Source organism: Paenibacillus lacisediminis (genome assembly GCF_046567315.2).
Window position 1 is genome coordinate 419,612 of the sequence record NZ_JBKIAX020000003.1, and the last position, 15,410, is coordinate 435,021.

The following is a 15,410-nucleotide window of genomic DNA, read 5'->3' on the forward strand; positions in this document are numbered from 1 at the left end:
TGCCGCGCACTTCTTGGCGGATGCCCCTTTGCTTTTCCTGAAGAGGTTGTTCAAAAAGTCATCTTTCCATGACGAAGCCGTTCAAGAAGTCGATTCGACGTCGAATCTTGAACTCAGCCGGGCCTTCCGTTGCTCACGTAGGTTACCTACGCTCCGCTACTCAGCCCCTGGCTTCATCCAACTCAAGCGTTTTGAAAAAACGCACTTCGGAAGCATAAGCTTCGGTCTTGAAAACCCGACTTTTTGAACTTGCACTTAAATGGAAGGAGGAACAAATCATGAGTTTTAAATGGAAACGGCTGGGGGAGAATGCTCTATTTCTGGTCCCGAGCAGTATTCTGACGGCTGCCTTAGGCATCTATCCCCTGCTCTGGATGCTGCGCTATATGTTCTATGATTATGCCGGGTACGGCGATGCGCTGTTCATTGGCCTGGACAATTTCCGCCGGTTGCTGCGCGACGGGCTGTTCTGGGGATCGGTCGGCAATACCTTTATCTTTGCTGGAGGCAAGCTGCTGCTGACGCTGCCGTTATCCCTGTTGCTGGCAGTCATCCTCAACGGCAAGCTGCGGGGCGGAAATCTGCTGCGGGGCATTTATTTTATGCCGACGGTGATCAGTACCGCAGTCATATCCGTTGTTTTTTATAATATCTTCAATTCCTATAACGGGATGGTTAACACCGTTCTGATGAAGCTGCACCTGATCTCGCAGCCGATCGACTGGCTCGGGCCGAAGCATGCGATGCTGACGGTCATTCTTGTGGCGGTATGGGGCGCGGTCGGCAATTATATGCTGCTGTTCCTGGCCGGGCTGCAGAGTATTCCGCAGGATTTGTACGAGAGTGCGGCCATGGACGGCGCGAATGCCGGAAGACGGTTCTGGAGCATCACGCTTCCGATGCTGGCCCCGGTTGCTCAGATGGTTATCATGCTGGCGATTATCGCATCCCTGAAAGGCTACGAGAGCATTATGGTCATCACGGAAGGCGGACCTATCGGCAAAACCGAGGTCATGTATCTCTATCTGTACAAACTGCTGTTCCCGGTATCTACAGGTTCGCCCGTAACGCAGCAGCTTGGATACGGCAGTGCCGTAGGCTTCGCAAGCGCTGTTATCGTCGGAGCGATCACCGGCTTGTATTTCTTCTTAAGCCGTAAAATGAACAAAGTGTATTAGTGCGTGTTCAAAAAGTCAGGTTTTCAGCACCGAGAAGGTTGGTGAACAACCTCTATTAGTGTACAGGAGGTCCATCCATGAACGAACAGGTGTTATCCCCACAGCCGGACGGTCGCGGAAAAAGTGCAGCCCGCCCGATTTCCGGTCATGCAGGCCGGGTTGTGGCCCGCACGGTCATGTGGCTGTTTTTATTGATAACGGCGATGCTGACTTTATTTCCCTTGCTTATGACATTATCCGGTTCTCTCAAGACCGGCGCTGAAATGATGACCGGCGGCAGCCTGCTGCCGGCCAAGCTGCAATTCGCCAACTATGCGGAAGCCTGGAAACAGGCTAATTTCGCCCGCTATACCTGGAACAGTGCTTTTGTCAGCATTATGGTTACAGTTGGCACCTTACTGGTCGCTTCGATGGCGGCTTATGTGGTGGACCGGCGCGATTTTCCCGGCAAATCCCTATATGTAACGGTGCAGGCATCGATGATGTTTATATCCGTTGGCGCCATTGTGCTGCGCCCACAGTTTGATCTGATGGTGGCCCTGCACCTGAATACCACGCTGTGGGGAGTCATCCTCATACTGATCAGCGCCCATTCCAGCACGTTTTTTATGCTGCAGGGCTTCTTCAAAGCGATTCCCCGCGAGCTTGACGAAGCGGCAATGGTGGATGGCTCCGGGTTCATCCGCACCTTCTTCCGGATTATCCTGCCGCTCTTGACTCCGGGGCTGGGCGTGGCCGGGCTGTTCGCCTTCCGCCATGCGTGGAACGAATACATTCTGCCGCTGGTGTTCACGATGACCAATCCGCAGCTGCAGACGCTCACCGTCGGGCTGGCGAATCTCCGCTACGGCTCTTCCGCGGCGATGCAGATCCATCTGATGATGGCGGGAGCCTGTTTGTCGATCCTGCCGATGCTGCTCGCGTACATTCTGGCAAACAAGACGTTTATCCAGGTGACGGCGGGTTCGGTCAAAGGCTAAATTCAATTTCTTATACAAAGGAGTAGTGTGCTATGAGTGATTTTACAGTAGGACCTTTGGTTTCCAGCCCGGTCATCGCCCGGCATGCAGCGAATCCGATTCTGTCTCCGGGCGATGTGCCTTACGGTCCGGCGATGGTCTTTAATGCCGGTGTCGCCAAATTCAAAGGCAGATATGTGATGGTCTTCCGCAATGACTACGGCGATGAACATAAAGGGATTGTTGCCCCTCATCATACAACCAATCTTGGCCTGGCCTTCAGCGATGACGGCATCAAGTGGGAGGTGCAGCCTAAGCCGTGCTGGTCCTGGCGTGATGAAGAAGTTATCCGCGTGTATGATCCGCGTCTGACGGTAATCGGCGAACAATGCTATATGTGCTTTGCGGTCGATACCAAGCATGGGCTGCGCGGCGGCATCGCCGTAACCGAGGATTTCAGCTCCTTCGAGGTGCTTAGCCTGTCGCTGCCGGACAACCGCAACATGGTATTGTTCCCGGAGCGGATCGGGGGCAAGTATGTGCGGCTGGAGCGGCCGATGCCCGTATACAGCCGGGGCGGCATAGACCGCTTTGACATGTGGATGAGCGACTCGCCTGACCTGAAATACTGGGGCAACTCCAAGCTGCTGCTGGCGGTTGAAGATGTAGCCTATGCCAATGACAAGGTAGGACCGGGCGCTCCGCCCGTCAAAACGGACAAAGGCTGGCTGACCCTGTTCCATGCCGTGGACATCGACCGCAGCCGGGGCAAAAACGGCTGGGAGGATAGCTGGAAGAAACGCTATACCGCCGGCATTATGCTGCTGGATCTTGCCGATCCCAGCCGGATCATCGGCAGGGCGGAGGCGCCGCTGCTTGCGCCGGAAGCTGCTTATGAGACCGATGGGGGCTTCCGCAATGATGTTATTTTTCCCGGGGGCATGATTTTGGAAGATTCCGGGGAAGTCAAAATCTATTACGGCGCCGCCGATACCGTGGAATGTCTGGCTACTGCGCATGTAGATGATCTGCTACGGCTTTGTCTTGAAGGTACGGTTAAATAAGCAATTATGAAACATTAAACCGGCTCAAAAACGAAATCGTAGCTTGACCGGGGCTGGGCAAACGATCCGGAGTACGTGGGGCCTACCTAACGGACCGAGATGACCTTATTTCGACGAAATCATGCGTTTTGGGAGGGTGAACGGACTCTATGGACCTTATTTGGCCTTTTGAAGCATGTTTTGGGCTATTTTCAGGTAAATAAGGTCACTCCGGTCCGTTAAAACTGAAAACGCCGTATTTTGAGGCCAATAAGGTCTCCTCGATCCCTTAGCGGGTCCAGGATGACGCCCCCGTTCTCATCACCGCCTGTCAAGTACCGATTTTTAGGTTGAGCCATTAAACCTATACAGAATTGGAGGACTTTCTATGAACTACGGACATATTACGCTGCCTTCCACCAGCATTCCGGTTGCTCGTGAGGTGGATGTGCTGGTCATCGGCGGCGGAGCTTCCGGCATCGCCGCGGCCATTGCCGCTGCGAAAGGGGGAGCGCAGACGATGCTGGTGGAGCAGAGAGGGTTCCTTGGCGGCATGGGCACGGTTGCGCTCGTCCCGGCTTTCTGCCCCTTTACGGATAAGCGGAAGCCGATTATCCGCGGCCTTGGCCTGCAGCTGATGGAACGGATGAAGCAGGCATGTGATCCTGAGTACCGCGAGGAATATCAAGAGCTGCTGGATTGGGTGCCGATCGATCCCGAGGTGCTGAAACGAGTCTATGACGATGCCATTCTTGAAAGCGGCGTGACGCCGTTGTATCACACCTTTGTTTACGATGTCGTACTGTCCGAGGACCGCCGGACGGCCCAAGGTGTCGTTGTCGTCAACAAAACGGGACGTTCTTTCATCCCCTGCCGGTATATCATCGATTGCTCTGGAGATGGGGATATTGCCGCACTGGCGGGAGTTCCTTTTCAGAAGGGCGGGGAAGCGGGCGAACTTCAGCCCGGCAGCATGTGCTATCTGCTTGCGAATGTGGACCGTCCGAAGTTCAAACGGTTCCTGGAGGAGAGCGGGGATACGGGCCAACTGCACAAGACGGTGGAGCTGGCAATTGCCGAAGGAGCGCTGCCGGAGGGCCGCAAGTCGATCTCCGGCCTTGCCTGGATCAGCGACTACCTGGTGGGCGTCAACTTTGGCCATGTATTCGGCGTCGACGGTACGCTTGCCGAGGATTTGACGCGGGGGGCGATTGAAGGACGCCGCACGGCGGAACGCCAGCTGCAGTTCTTCCGCCGCTATGTGCCGGGCTTTGAGCACGCCCATATGGTGGCGAGCGGAGAGCAGCTCGGCATCCGGGAGACCCGGCGCATCGAAGGGGACTACATCTTGACGGTCGATGATTTCCTTGCTGCGCGCTCCTTTCCGGATGACATTGCCCGCAACGCCTACTACATCGACATCCATCTCGCCAGCAGCAAAAGCGAGATGACTTTCAACCACTTGCCGCCGGGAGTTTCACATGGCGTACCGTACCGGATCCTGCTGCCGGTCGGCATCGACAATCTTTGGGTCGCCGGACGCTCCGTATCCTCGGATCGTGCGGTCCAAGGCTCCCTGCGGGTGATGCCGAACTGCTTCTCCATGGGTCAGGCCGCAGGGACGGCGGCTGCATTGGCACTGCAGGGCGGCACCGGCTCGCGCGGCATTTCCGTAGTCGAGCTTCAGCGGCGGCTGCTGGAGCAGGATGTATGGCTGGGAGAGGATTTCATACCGGCTGAGGAGGCCGTGGGCAAGAAGGAAGGGAATACGCCGTGAAGCTGCTTCCCTTAACGGATGAGTGGTTCCACGGTGCCGTTTCGCTGGAGCAGCGGGAGGATGGAATCAAGCCATGGCGCATTCCTTACCTGGATTACGACTTGTATCCGCCCGAGGGAATCGAGGGCAAAGCCGAGATTTGCGCCGGTGTCCGCCTGCGGCTGCGCACGGATTCCGCAGCGGTGGCGGTATCGTTCACACCGCTTGCGGATGCCGCCGCCATGGACTGCCTGGCAGGAGGAAAATTACACCAGACACTCAGCCTGCCCGCCGGAGCAACAGAAGCCTTGTTCAGCGGACTGGGGGGCGGAGTCAAGGATCTGGAGATCTGGCTCCCGCAAAATATTGGAATGACCGTCACCGGCCTGCGGATCGGCGCCCAAGCTGTCGGAGTTCCGCTGCCGGACACCCGGCCCCGCTGGATTACTTACGGCAGCTCCATTACACAGTGCGTCGCGGCTTCCAGCCCTTCGCGCACCTGGCCTGCCATTGCCGCCGCAAACTGCGGCTTCAACCTGACCAATCTCGGCTTCTCCGGCAACTGCCACATGGAGCCGATGATCGGGCGGCTGATTCGCGACCTGCCGGCCGATTTCATCTCCATATGTGCGGGCGTGAACATCTATGGCGCAGGCACCTTAAGCCCGCGTATGTTCAAGCCGCTGCTGATTGGACTGCTGGAGACGATACGCGATAAACACAGGGAGACCCCGCTCCTTGTCATTTCCCCAATTTATGGCACCGTCCGCGAAACGGAGTTGAATCGTCTGGGCTTCACGTTGCCCATGATGCGAGAAGCCATCCGCGAGACCGTGGAGCTGCTCAGGGAACGGGGCGATCGTAAAGTTTACTACCAGGATGGCCTGAACTGGCTCGGCTCAGAGGAAGAAGCCTTGCTGACGGACGGCCTGCACCCCGGAGCCGATGGGTATGAGTTGCTAGGCCGGCGTTTCCGCGACCTTCATGAATTTGCGTTACGGGGTGTATATAGATTTGCGGAGTGATGTAATGTCTACCTATCGTGGTATTATTAAACAATATAAAACTTCTGATGGGTCGTGTATATGAATATGAAAGATCCCTTTGAGCTGATGAACTTTGATGTTGAAGAAGCAAGTATATACGAGTTACAAAAATTATTTGCAGCGCCTCCCGGCACACATGTCGTTTCATTCATTGTCCGAACTCATCGATTGGAATGAAAAGCATTTACCGAACCTACCTTAATTCGCATAGCTTATTCTTTTGAACAAACAACGAAACATCGCAAAAAGCCCGTATTTAACTAACTTTGCTTATACCGCAACGTTCAGCGCATAAAAATGATGAATGCTCCATTTAATAAAGTGGAGCATTTTTAAATAATTTGTCGCACTCTCCCGAAAGGGAGGGGGCGATTTTGTCGTTTATAGGAATTTGTTGAGGATTGATTTAATTTGTTCAATAAATGATCAATAATTGCCCCCAATTCTATACAAAAAGACTTAGAATAATTGACTAATGGTAAATAATTCCGTATTCTTACGTTAAGGAATTAAATGGGATTGGAGGTAATATTTTTGAATCAATTACGTTTGGACGATTTAAAAATTGATTCTTTAGTTGATCTGCTAAAGGCTACATATACCCTTGAAGATTGGGACAAAATGATCGAAATAGCTGACAAGCTTCACTTGGCCGCCCTAGAGCTTGAAGGCGAAGGATCAACTAAAAGCAAGGCTTGTGAGAGACATCCGACTTACTACTTTGGCTACAGCAAGTTAATGAAAGGGTTAGCTCTTCAAAATAAGGGACAATACAGCGAATCAAAGGCCCTTGTAGAAGAGTATAGTGATCTTTCTTGGCTAGACGACGGGAGCAAAGAAGCAAAAGAAGAAGTCGAATTCTTTAAATTGTTCTCTAAAGCCAACATGCTCGCAGTCAATTTACTCTCAGGTAGATTAGAGTACCTTGACCCGTATATTCAATTTCTAAGGGATGCAAGAATCGAAGAGTTAATACCTGGGATACTCAACATCACCGATGCGGCAATAAAACATGATTTTGACATTGGTGAGGTGTTGACTTTATTTGAAGATGATATAAATAAAGCACTCGAATACTATAAGCTGAAGCGAACAGTGTACTTGATGAGAGTATTCTTCAAATTGTCGCTGTATCACTTTGTTCGTCAGCAGTATAGTGCTGCAATAGATAAAACATTACAAGGTTTGGAATTCTCTAACATACTTAAAGATACATTCGCATTTAAAAAGTTTTCTGCATTGTTCGAATCATTTAGAAAACATGCTAACGAAGATCAACAGAAGCGGTACACTCTATTTATGAATAATACTCTTAAGGAGGAATTAAGTAATGAAAAAAGCATTTTTTTCGATGGCGATCGCATTGGGGTTAATTAGCGTGATTGTAGTACCCGTAGTACCAAGTACACCTGGCGTAATAACTGTAAATCATGGGGCGGATCATTAAGATGTTTGAGTATCAGATTGAATTTTTGCTGAAGTAATGTCAGCATTTAAGTTGAAGAAATCACCCTCTAGGGCCAAATAGAGGGTGATTTTTTTATATATGAGAAGGTCAGTAAGCTTACATCGATTGGTCTCGTTCAACGAGATTCATCCAGCCTACCAGATCATGGACGGCGATACCGCCGAACGAGGTGTGTGCTTCGCCCAATTGCTCCAACTGGACGAGCTGCTCATTCAGAACTTGACTGCCTTCTTCGTAAAAAGTGATGAAGTTTCCTTCGGTGGAGGGCTTGGTTTCCACACCGGTATAGATTTTCTTGTTCATGCTTTCGCCTTCGGCAAACTCGGTTTTGGCCGTATTGTAAATGGCCTGGGCGCTATCACGGTAAGACATCAGGGTCACGGATTCGAAGCGCGAGATCATCCAGGAGCTCAAAGTTTGCTCGCTGTCCGGTACTTTGTAATTATCGAGCCAGAAGGGAAGAGCCGCTGACAGCGGAAGTTCCAAGTCAGCCGCCTGTCGGGCCAACTCATCGACATTGCCCTGCCACTCAGTCACCAGGGTGTCATAATCCGTTTTCCAAATCGGAAGCAAATACGGCTCAATGTCAACATGAATTCCCTTTAGCTTCTCTTCCGGCGCGGCATGCTGCTGGTAATCGTTAATCCATTTCATAAAAGCGTCCAATTTCGGACGGCTTGTGGCGAGGGCCCAGTCCGGGGCTCCGTTTAGAGCATGAACCTCGATACCCATTTCCGAGGCCTGGCGAATAAAGCTGCGATAGGAATCAAGATCCACTTTGGTACTAATTTGCAAGTATATAATTCCGACACCTTGGGACTTGGTAAAGTTCAACAGCTCGGAGGACGATGTTTGGATAAGAGCGGTGTGCCATAACCAAGTCGTTCTGGCTTTGGAGACGGGTTCATCTGCAGCGCTGGAGGCCTTGGTGGCCGGATTGCCCAAAAGCGCCAACATCAAAACAAAGACAAGAAGCATTGCGGATTTGCGGGGGTAAGAGATAGTTTTCACGAAGATGTACACTCCTTTAAGATAATAAAAATGTGTGATTACGGTTAGGAATAGCGGACGACACGATTAAGGATCATATGAAACTCTAGGCCTTACCTCCCGCGCAGTGATGTGCCCGATATTTAGGTCGTAAATCCCTATTAACAAATGTAATTTGCGACTTAAGGATGGGGTATGATCATATTTTCGTCGGATTCGTCAAATTTCTACATAGGTCTAAAGGATTATTTTTGCCATATTATTAGCAATATTAACAGTGGAATCCAGTTTAAGTTTGATAAATAGGGATATATGCGCCAATGGTCCGATTCTCTAAAATAATTCGAGAAAGCGATTTCAAAGTGCAGTGTTCGGTTGTGCATGGGAATAAGGGGCTAAAGGGATATATGGACATCCGTTTTAGAGAAACGGAATTGTCCACTTTTTTTGTGAAGATGAAGGTGGGGAGGAGGTTAGTACAATTAAACCTTTTGACGATATGTTCATGCAAAAATAACGACTACAATTAGCAAGTTTACTTGCATTACGAAAAGAGCCGAAGTATTCTTCGGCTCTTTTCTAAAATATACATTTGCTTTATTGCAAGAAGCGATAACCAGTTAATACTTGATGGTTGTTGGTCATTAAATATACGGAGGATTGTACGCACATAGAAGCTGTCGTTGGTGCATCTTGTTAAACTTTAGCGCGGTGCAATACCGAACTGAGGTTGCTTCAGTTAACTAAGACATACTGCCGCTTACTTCAGATAGGTTCCCGTTTCTCCAATTCCGCCTCTGCCATTCAATACATATACCCTTGCATTTCCTTTGCCGGAGCATGTCAGGGTAATCTTGCCATCAGTAACAGTTTTGGAATCACCGGTTACCGCATCTACATAGGTTCCGTTGGGGATTCCGGTAAACGTGGCGTTTCCCGAAATCGTGACCAATGCAAAGCTGTCAATACCTTTGGCGCTGTCGGTATATCTTCTCTTAAACGCCAGATCGCCCGTTACATTCTCTGTGGAATACTGGCCTTTTTGCAAGGCGGGAACAGCTCTTCTGATTAAATTAAGCTGTCTGATATGTTTCGCCAGAGGATGGTTGAGCGATTCCGCAAGCGTGCCGGTAGCATTTGTGTATTTGCCGTAATCTTGTACCGTAACACTGCCTTCTATGTGATCGCCGTAATAAGCCCGTCCCGTTTTGCTTAGCGGTGCGTTTGGACCCGGATCAATGACAGCCCCCTTTTGAAATTCGATTTCGGAACCATAGAAGATGGCGGGTATACCGCGAAAGGTGAACATCAGATCGAGATTCTCGGCCCAAGTGTCCTGTGAACCCGCGAATCTTTGATTTTCCGGAGCCTGATCAGGCGCATAGTCATGCGAGTCGACATAGGTTACATTCCACGTAGCATCATTATAGTATTGGTCGCCACTTCTCATATTGAATGCTTCATGCGCGGTCTTGAATGCCCAATGCATCGGAAAATCAATCACATCCATGCCCGATTTCATGGAATAGTCAGGCTTATGATAGGTATTGCCGATTAAAAAAGCGTTGTTTGAGGTTGGCTGTCCTGCTGTAGTAGAGGAGTTATCCGCCCACTCTTGTTCAACCGACATTTTATTGGTGGCATAGTCATTTTTACCATCGCCCGGATACGATTTCGAGCTTTTCCAAGTATAGAATGGCGTCGAAATCGCCGGAATTCCGCTATTCCAGACATCTCTGTACCGGGTGGCTACTTCTCCAAAAATATAGAAATCAGAGCCGCCTCTTGTCTTCCAGGCAGGAATAAAGTATTTATTGAAAATATACCGGCTCACATGCTTCACCGTATCGACACGGAAAGCGTCAACACCCATGTCTATATAGTGATTGTAGGTATCAATTAAATATTGGTCAACCGCAGGGTTTTCTGTGTTCAGGTCCACGCAATCTCCCGCTATCTGTCCTGTTTGAACAGTATAGGATTCCCAGGAAAGACTTTTCTCTGTATGGTAAATGTTATTATTCGTTTCCTCGTTCTTCATTAAAGCGAGCCTTGCTTGATATTGCTGATCGGGCGTCATAGTATCATAGTTTGACGGCAACTTATCCGTAGTTTTCACCAAGTTGCTAGCAGTATCCGGTATAGCCGGATCTTTCTTGAACATGGGATACAGATTTTCTTCTCCGAAATTACCAGTATGATTGACAACGATGTCCTGTATAACCTTCAGCCCTTTGTCATGGGCCGCATTAATCAAATCCTGATAAGTAGCTCCCTCCGACTCATATCTAGGGTCTACTTTGGAAAAATTTATTGCATGGTAGCCATGATAATCATAACCACTGGCATTCTGCACAACTGGTGTAATCCAGATGGCGCTGAATCCGAGGGCTTTGATATAGTCGAGCTTTTGAATCAGCCCCTTAAAGTCCCCTCGCCAAGCCGGGTCCGAATCCGGATTACGCGCCTTAACATCATCCCATGCGTGCATGTTGTTGCTCGGATCACCGTCATAGAACCGGGAAGTAATCACGAAGTAAATAGTGTCTTCCCGAAAGTCACCTCTATTTCCAATATTATAAACAAAGCTCTGTTTGGTTTGATTGCCAGCGCCGTCTATAACGAGAAACTTTAATGTCGTGGTCTTGGAGATAAGGATGGGCGGTCCGGTCAATCCGGCCAGAGCGTTGCCAAGGACATAGACTTTTGAACTTATGGTTGGTTCCGTACCATCCTCCGTGTAGTATGCCTTGGTCGTTGCCGCCTTGTTATCTTTGATAGTGAAGGATACAGTCACCGAGGAATCGGAATGCCCGGCAGGCAAATTCGCAGTGATTGTGGGAGCTTGCAGATCTGCATTCAGGTCAATCACATAAGCGAAAGAGGATACATTTCCAGTTTGACCGATTGAGTTGACACCAATGGCCTTAATGGTCAAAGAGGACGCAACTTGGATTGGAGAGGTATACAAAGTTGAGGCTGTCGTAGGTGTCGAATCGTCTAACGTATAGTAAATCTTATCGTCACTGTTGGTGCTGGAAAGCGTCACCGCTTGGGACGAATCGTATGTTTTGGGTACAGGAGAGGCAGAAATCGCCGGAATTTTAGGCATTTCCGGGTTGGCATCATACCATGTGTTATCTGTGTAATACCAGCCCTCTTTCACACTGCGGGACAAGTCGGCCGTCTGTTTGCCGCTACCGTCATTAAAGATGAGACTTGAGCCTGTGGCCTCGGCAATGGTGTAACTGTACCAGTCGTTTCCATCCGACTTCATCAGAATTCCCGGCCACGCCCCGCTTATTGGAACGGTTGCCGGATTCAGGTTCCAGTAATAGATTCGAATCGCTGAATTCCAGCTTGAAGGTTTCTTAAAGTGAACCGTTAACCCAGTTTGAGTTGATTTAGGTGTTGTGGTAGGTGCATACGTTGCGGTAACAGTAGTCGTGATTGGAGCGGTTGTCGATGGAAGAGCAGTCGCTGTGGAATTCGTGTAGGCGGCCGTATAATCGTTGTTACTCGAAGCTACGCCGGGTAAACCGAAGAAGTTGAAGCAAAGCGATAAAATAATCAACCAAGAAATAAAACGTCCCGGTTTTTTTCTTAGCAAGTTAACAACCTCCTGATAATTTTAGTGGGATAGATCGTGCAAACGATTGCATTAAAAGTAAAAAAAAGAAGAGCATTTATTTTGATAAAATGGATTCATTGATCGCCTCCTCCGTGGTATATATGGAAAATAATCATTGTACGCGCTTACAAAATAAACTATGAGAATAGCCCCTTCACACAGAGCTCTATATCAATGATTTTTTTCCTTTTTTGATTATATCATCCATACTTTTACTGGTCAATGCATTGCTAGGGACATAATTCAAAGATAGCCAGTTCATAATTGAAGCCAACTTGATATTCAAAAAGGAATTCTAAGGACTCCTGATGAGCTCAAGGATATGTTCGAAGAGTACCGCGAGAGAGTTGGAACATTGTCAAAGGTGGTCGGTGGGATATGTACGATCGATTCAGTATGTCCGACAAAGATGGCCTGTGTTGGTTGCGGTGCAAAGGTTCCAAGACTGGAATTCAAAGAGGAGATCCTTGCTTATTTTAACTTAGAAAAGTTCTAGACTGGCGCGGCGGCGTTAAGCTAACGGACAGATTACATTGACGTTAACTGATACATTTTGGATTCCGAAACCGTCTTTATATTAAAGCAGTGAAAGGAGGAGGGCTAAGGCTAGCGTGGAGGATAAGATTGGGACGAACGAAAATGGAAATTTTTTAAAAGGAGAATGGAGATGAGGTTGTTTGAGCTGTTGCTCTTATTGTCAAACATCGGCTTGTTTACGTTAACAGTTCTATTAAAAAAAGAGCGTCGTAGAATTCCAGTATCCGTTGCAAGCGGGTTCGCCACACTTTTACTGGTCATTCATTGGACGGTGGAAGGATACAGAGTTCAGCTATTTTTCCCATATTGCTTCACGATCATATTTTTAGCCATTTCAGGTTATAGCTATTTTAAAAAAAACGGTCCCCAAAAAATCCCACGATTCATATTGGGTTCAGCTTATACCACTATAGCAATAATGCTGGTCGTAACAGCGGGTCTCATGTATGCTTTTCCTGTATTTAAACTACCTGAACCGACAGGTGAATTAAAGGTAGGAACTCAAACTTTTCATTTCGTGGATACGAATAGGGAAGAGATTTTCGGCGAAGCCCGCGATGGCAAGAGAGAATTGATGGTTCAGGTATGGTATCCGGCTCAAGCCGGCACCGGCAAGTACGCTCCCTTTGTTCCCGATCCCCAGATTTTACGTTATATGGCCGCGGACTATGGCCTTCCCGTGTTTACTTTTCAACACCTGAAGTACGTATCCAGTCATGCTTATTCGGGGGCCGAAGTCTCTTCGGCGCAGACTTCATACCCGCTGATCCTTGCGAATCCCGGCAACGGCTCTTCTAGGTTCCTCCACACGTCGCAAGCCGAAAATCTCGCGAGTCACGGATATATCGTGGCCGTGATCGACCACACCTACAATACATTTGCAACCGAGTTTCCGGACGGGCGAATCACGACCAGCACAACCAACGATTTATTCTCGCCGGCCCAAGATTACCGGACGAGTAGAGATAATCGCGACAAGCTGGGAGAAGTTCTAACCGGGGATGTGGCGTTTGCGCTGGACCAATTCGAGCTCATCCAATCGGGGCAGATTCCAAGTCATCTAAAAGGGAGGATTGATCTTCGTCATGTCGGGGTGTTCGGCCATTCCATCGGCGGAGCGACGGCCTATGACGCTTCTTACGATCCGCGAATCGCGGTTGGAATCGACCTTGATGGAGGGCTTTATCGGCTGCGTGACAGAGAGGGTCTGCAAAAGCCGTTTTTGTTCATCAACTCGGAAAGCTATTTCGAAAAATTAAAAAGGGTGATGGATAACCGGGTATACACGGATGCAGAGCTTAACCGTATGGGCTCAACAAGAGAGTGGGAGGACCAAGTAACGGAAGATAAAAAGTTGGAGCTTGAACGGATGCGGGAAACGGTTGACGAAGGAGGAGAAGTCCTCTATATCGAAAATACGGAGCATTTGAATTTTGCCGACGTTCAGTTCATTTCTCCGGTTTTCAACATGCTGGGCATTACAGGAACGATTGCGCCCGAAAGAGCCAACTCCGTTATCAATGCCTATATGCTGGATTTTTTCGATATGTATCTGAAATATCAAGGCAGAATCTTAATGAAAGGACCGGATAGCCGCTTTCCGGAGGTGAAGTTCGTAACCTCGCTATAAAGTACGGAGCAGGCTTCCATTCAAAGTCCGCTCTATTTTAGTGGCTTTTTTGTTTTAAGGAACCAAGTTCTGGTCCTAACCAGAGGATAAGAACTTGGTGTCATTTCCGATTAGATTATTTTCTATAAAGTTGCGTGGTGGAAATCATATCGTGTGACAAAAGTACATTAACATAAAAAGTCGTAGGATATAATCGTTTTTTCGCCGAAAAATCAAATGTTTTGACCACCGGAGATCTCGATTCTCTGTGCATTAACCCAGCGGTTATCGGGATCGAGTAGACTGGCAACTGCGGGACCAATGTCGTCAGGCACGCCGACACGACCAAGGGTAACCATCGCAGCAAATGCATCATTGTAAGCTGGCGTGTCACGCACAGCGCCGCCTAAAAAATCAGTTTCAATTGCACCAGGTGCAACGGTATTAACGGTGATACCGCGGTGGCCCAGCTCTTTTGCCATATAGATGGTTAGAATTTCTACTGCACCTTTAGCTGCAGAGTAAGCTGAGAAGCCTGGATATGAGACACGAGTGAGGCCTGATGAGAAGTTAACAATACGACCACCATCTGCAAGAAGCGGCAATAGGGCTTGAGTCAAGAAAAATACGCCTTTTACATGCACATTGAACAGGCTATCGAATTGAGCCTCTGTTGTTTCGGTGAAGCTGATCATTTCTCCATGACCCGCATTATTCACCAGATGATTGAAAGTGGCGCTCCCCCAATTAGATTGTAAAATAGAACCAACGGTTTCAGCAAAGTTAGCGAAGCTGGATGTATTTTCTATATCGAGTTGTAGAGCGACCGCTTTACGCCCCAGAGCTTCAATCTCAGCAACGACTGATTTTGCTTCTTCTGCTTGGCTACGATAGGTCAAAATGACATCACCACCATGACGTGCAATGCTAATGGCAGTATTACGACCAAGTCCCCGACTGCCGCCAGTGACAATTGAAATTGTGGTCTGTGTAGCTTCATGTGCTAAAAGTTTCTTTTCCAACGTATACATTCCTCTCAAAAATCGTTTTTTAATTACCTTGCTATCATAGTTTATAAAGTTCACTTCAAGTCAAAGGTTTTTTTCGAAAAATAAAAACAGTATAATAGAATAGAGGAAACCCTGATTTAATAATAGTTTTATTCTTTTATAGCGTGAAATCAGAGAATCCAA

At 48.6% G+C, this 15,410-nt stretch carries 10 protein-coding genes; 7 read left to right on the forward strand and 3 right to left on the reverse strand.

The annotated features are described in order from the left end of the window. Positions 1 to 278 precede the first annotated feature (278 nt). The 6 genes from ACLD72_RS08060 to ACLD72_RS08085 all read left to right on the forward strand — a co-directional run bounded on the left by ACLD72_RS08060 (position 279) and on the right by ACLD72_RS08085 (position 7,359). Positions 279 to 1,178: a carbohydrate ABC transporter permease gene (locus ACLD72_RS08060; protein WP_410999200.1), complete on the forward strand. Its 900-nt coding sequence runs from the start codon at positions 279 to 281 to the stop codon at positions 1,176 to 1,178. 77 nt (positions 1,179 to 1,255) lie between these two features. Then, positions 1,256 to 2,158: a carbohydrate ABC transporter permease gene (locus ACLD72_RS08065; RefSeq protein ID WP_410998950.1), complete on the forward strand. Its 903-nt coding sequence runs from the start codon at positions 1,256 to 1,258 to the stop codon at positions 2,156 to 2,158. A 32-nt stretch (positions 2,159 to 2,190) separates the two neighbouring features. Continuing rightward, positions 2,191 to 3,201, forward strand: coding sequence for a glycoside hydrolase family 130 protein (locus ACLD72_RS08070; protein WP_410998952.1), 1,011 nt, complete (start codon positions 2,191 to 2,193; stop codon positions 3,199 to 3,201). Positions 3,202 to 3,568: 367 nt separating this feature from the next. Then, positions 3,569 to 4,957: an FAD-dependent oxidoreductase gene (locus ACLD72_RS08075; protein WP_410998954.1), complete on the forward strand. Its 1,389-nt coding sequence runs from the start codon at positions 3,569 to 3,571 to the stop codon at positions 4,955 to 4,957. Beyond that, positions 4,954 to 5,961, forward strand: coding sequence for an SGNH/GDSL hydrolase family protein (locus ACLD72_RS08080; RefSeq protein ID WP_410998956.1), 1,008 nt, complete (start codon positions 4,954 to 4,956; stop codon positions 5,959 to 5,961). Before ACLD72_RS08075 ends, ACLD72_RS08080 begins: the two co-directional genes overlap by 4 nt. A gap of 555 nt (positions 5,962 to 6,516) precedes the next feature. After that, positions 6,517 to 7,359, forward strand: a complete 843-nt coding sequence (locus tag ACLD72_RS08085) for a hypothetical protein (protein WP_410998960.1) — start codon at positions 6,517 to 6,519, stop codon at positions 7,357 to 7,359. 187 nt (positions 7,360 to 7,546) lie between these two features. Here the strand turns inward: ACLD72_RS08085 and ACLD72_RS08090 are convergent, their stop codons facing one another. After that, on the reverse strand, positions 7,547 to 8,461 hold the full coding sequence (locus ACLD72_RS08090; RefSeq protein WP_410998961.1) for a hypothetical protein: 915 nt from the start codon (positions 8,459 to 8,461) through the stop codon (positions 7,547 to 7,549). A gap of 739 nt (positions 8,462 to 9,200) precedes the next feature. Next, positions 9,201 to 12,050, reverse strand: a complete 2,850-nt coding sequence (locus ACLD72_RS08095) for an alpha-amylase family glycosyl hydrolase (RefSeq protein WP_410998963.1) — start codon at positions 12,048 to 12,050, stop codon at positions 9,201 to 9,203. Between the two features lie 688 nt (positions 12,051 to 12,738). Between ACLD72_RS08095 and ACLD72_RS08100 the strand changes: the two genes are divergently transcribed. Next, positions 12,739 to 14,238 (forward strand): alpha/beta hydrolase family protein, encoded by a 1,500-nt coding sequence (locus tag ACLD72_RS08100; RefSeq protein ID WP_410998965.1) that lies wholly within the window; start codon positions 12,739 to 12,741, stop codon positions 14,236 to 14,238. Between the two features lie 212 nt (positions 14,239 to 14,450). Here the strand turns inward: ACLD72_RS08100 and ACLD72_RS08105 are convergent, their stop codons facing one another. Continuing rightward, complete coding sequence (locus ACLD72_RS08105) at positions 14,451 to 15,239, reverse strand: SDR family NAD(P)-dependent oxidoreductase (protein WP_410998967.1); 789 nt, start codon at positions 15,237 to 15,239, stop codon at positions 14,451 to 14,453. Between the last annotated feature and the right edge of the window lie 171 nt (positions 15,240 to 15,410).

What these genes read in the sequence shown, in the direction of transcription:
- ACLD72_RS08060 (WP_410999200.1), top strand. Translation starts at nt 279, where the DNA reads ATGAGTTTTAAATGGAAACGGCTGGGGGAGAATGCTCTATTTCTGGTC.
- ACLD72_RS08065 (WP_410998950.1), top strand. Translation starts at nt 1,256, where the DNA reads ATGAACGAACAGGTGTTATCCCCACAGCCGGACGGTCGCGGAAAAAGT.
- ACLD72_RS08070 (WP_410998952.1), top strand. Translation starts at nt 2,191, where the DNA reads ATGAGTGATTTTACAGTAGGACCTTTGGTTTCCAGCCCGGTCATCGCC.
- ACLD72_RS08075 (WP_410998954.1), top strand. Translation starts at nt 3,569, where the DNA reads ATGAACTACGGACATATTACGCTGCCTTCCACCAGCATTCCGGTTGCT.
- ACLD72_RS08100 (WP_410998965.1), top strand. Translation starts at nt 12,739, where the DNA reads ATGAGGTTGTTTGAGCTGTTGCTCTTATTGTCAAACATCGGCTTGTTT.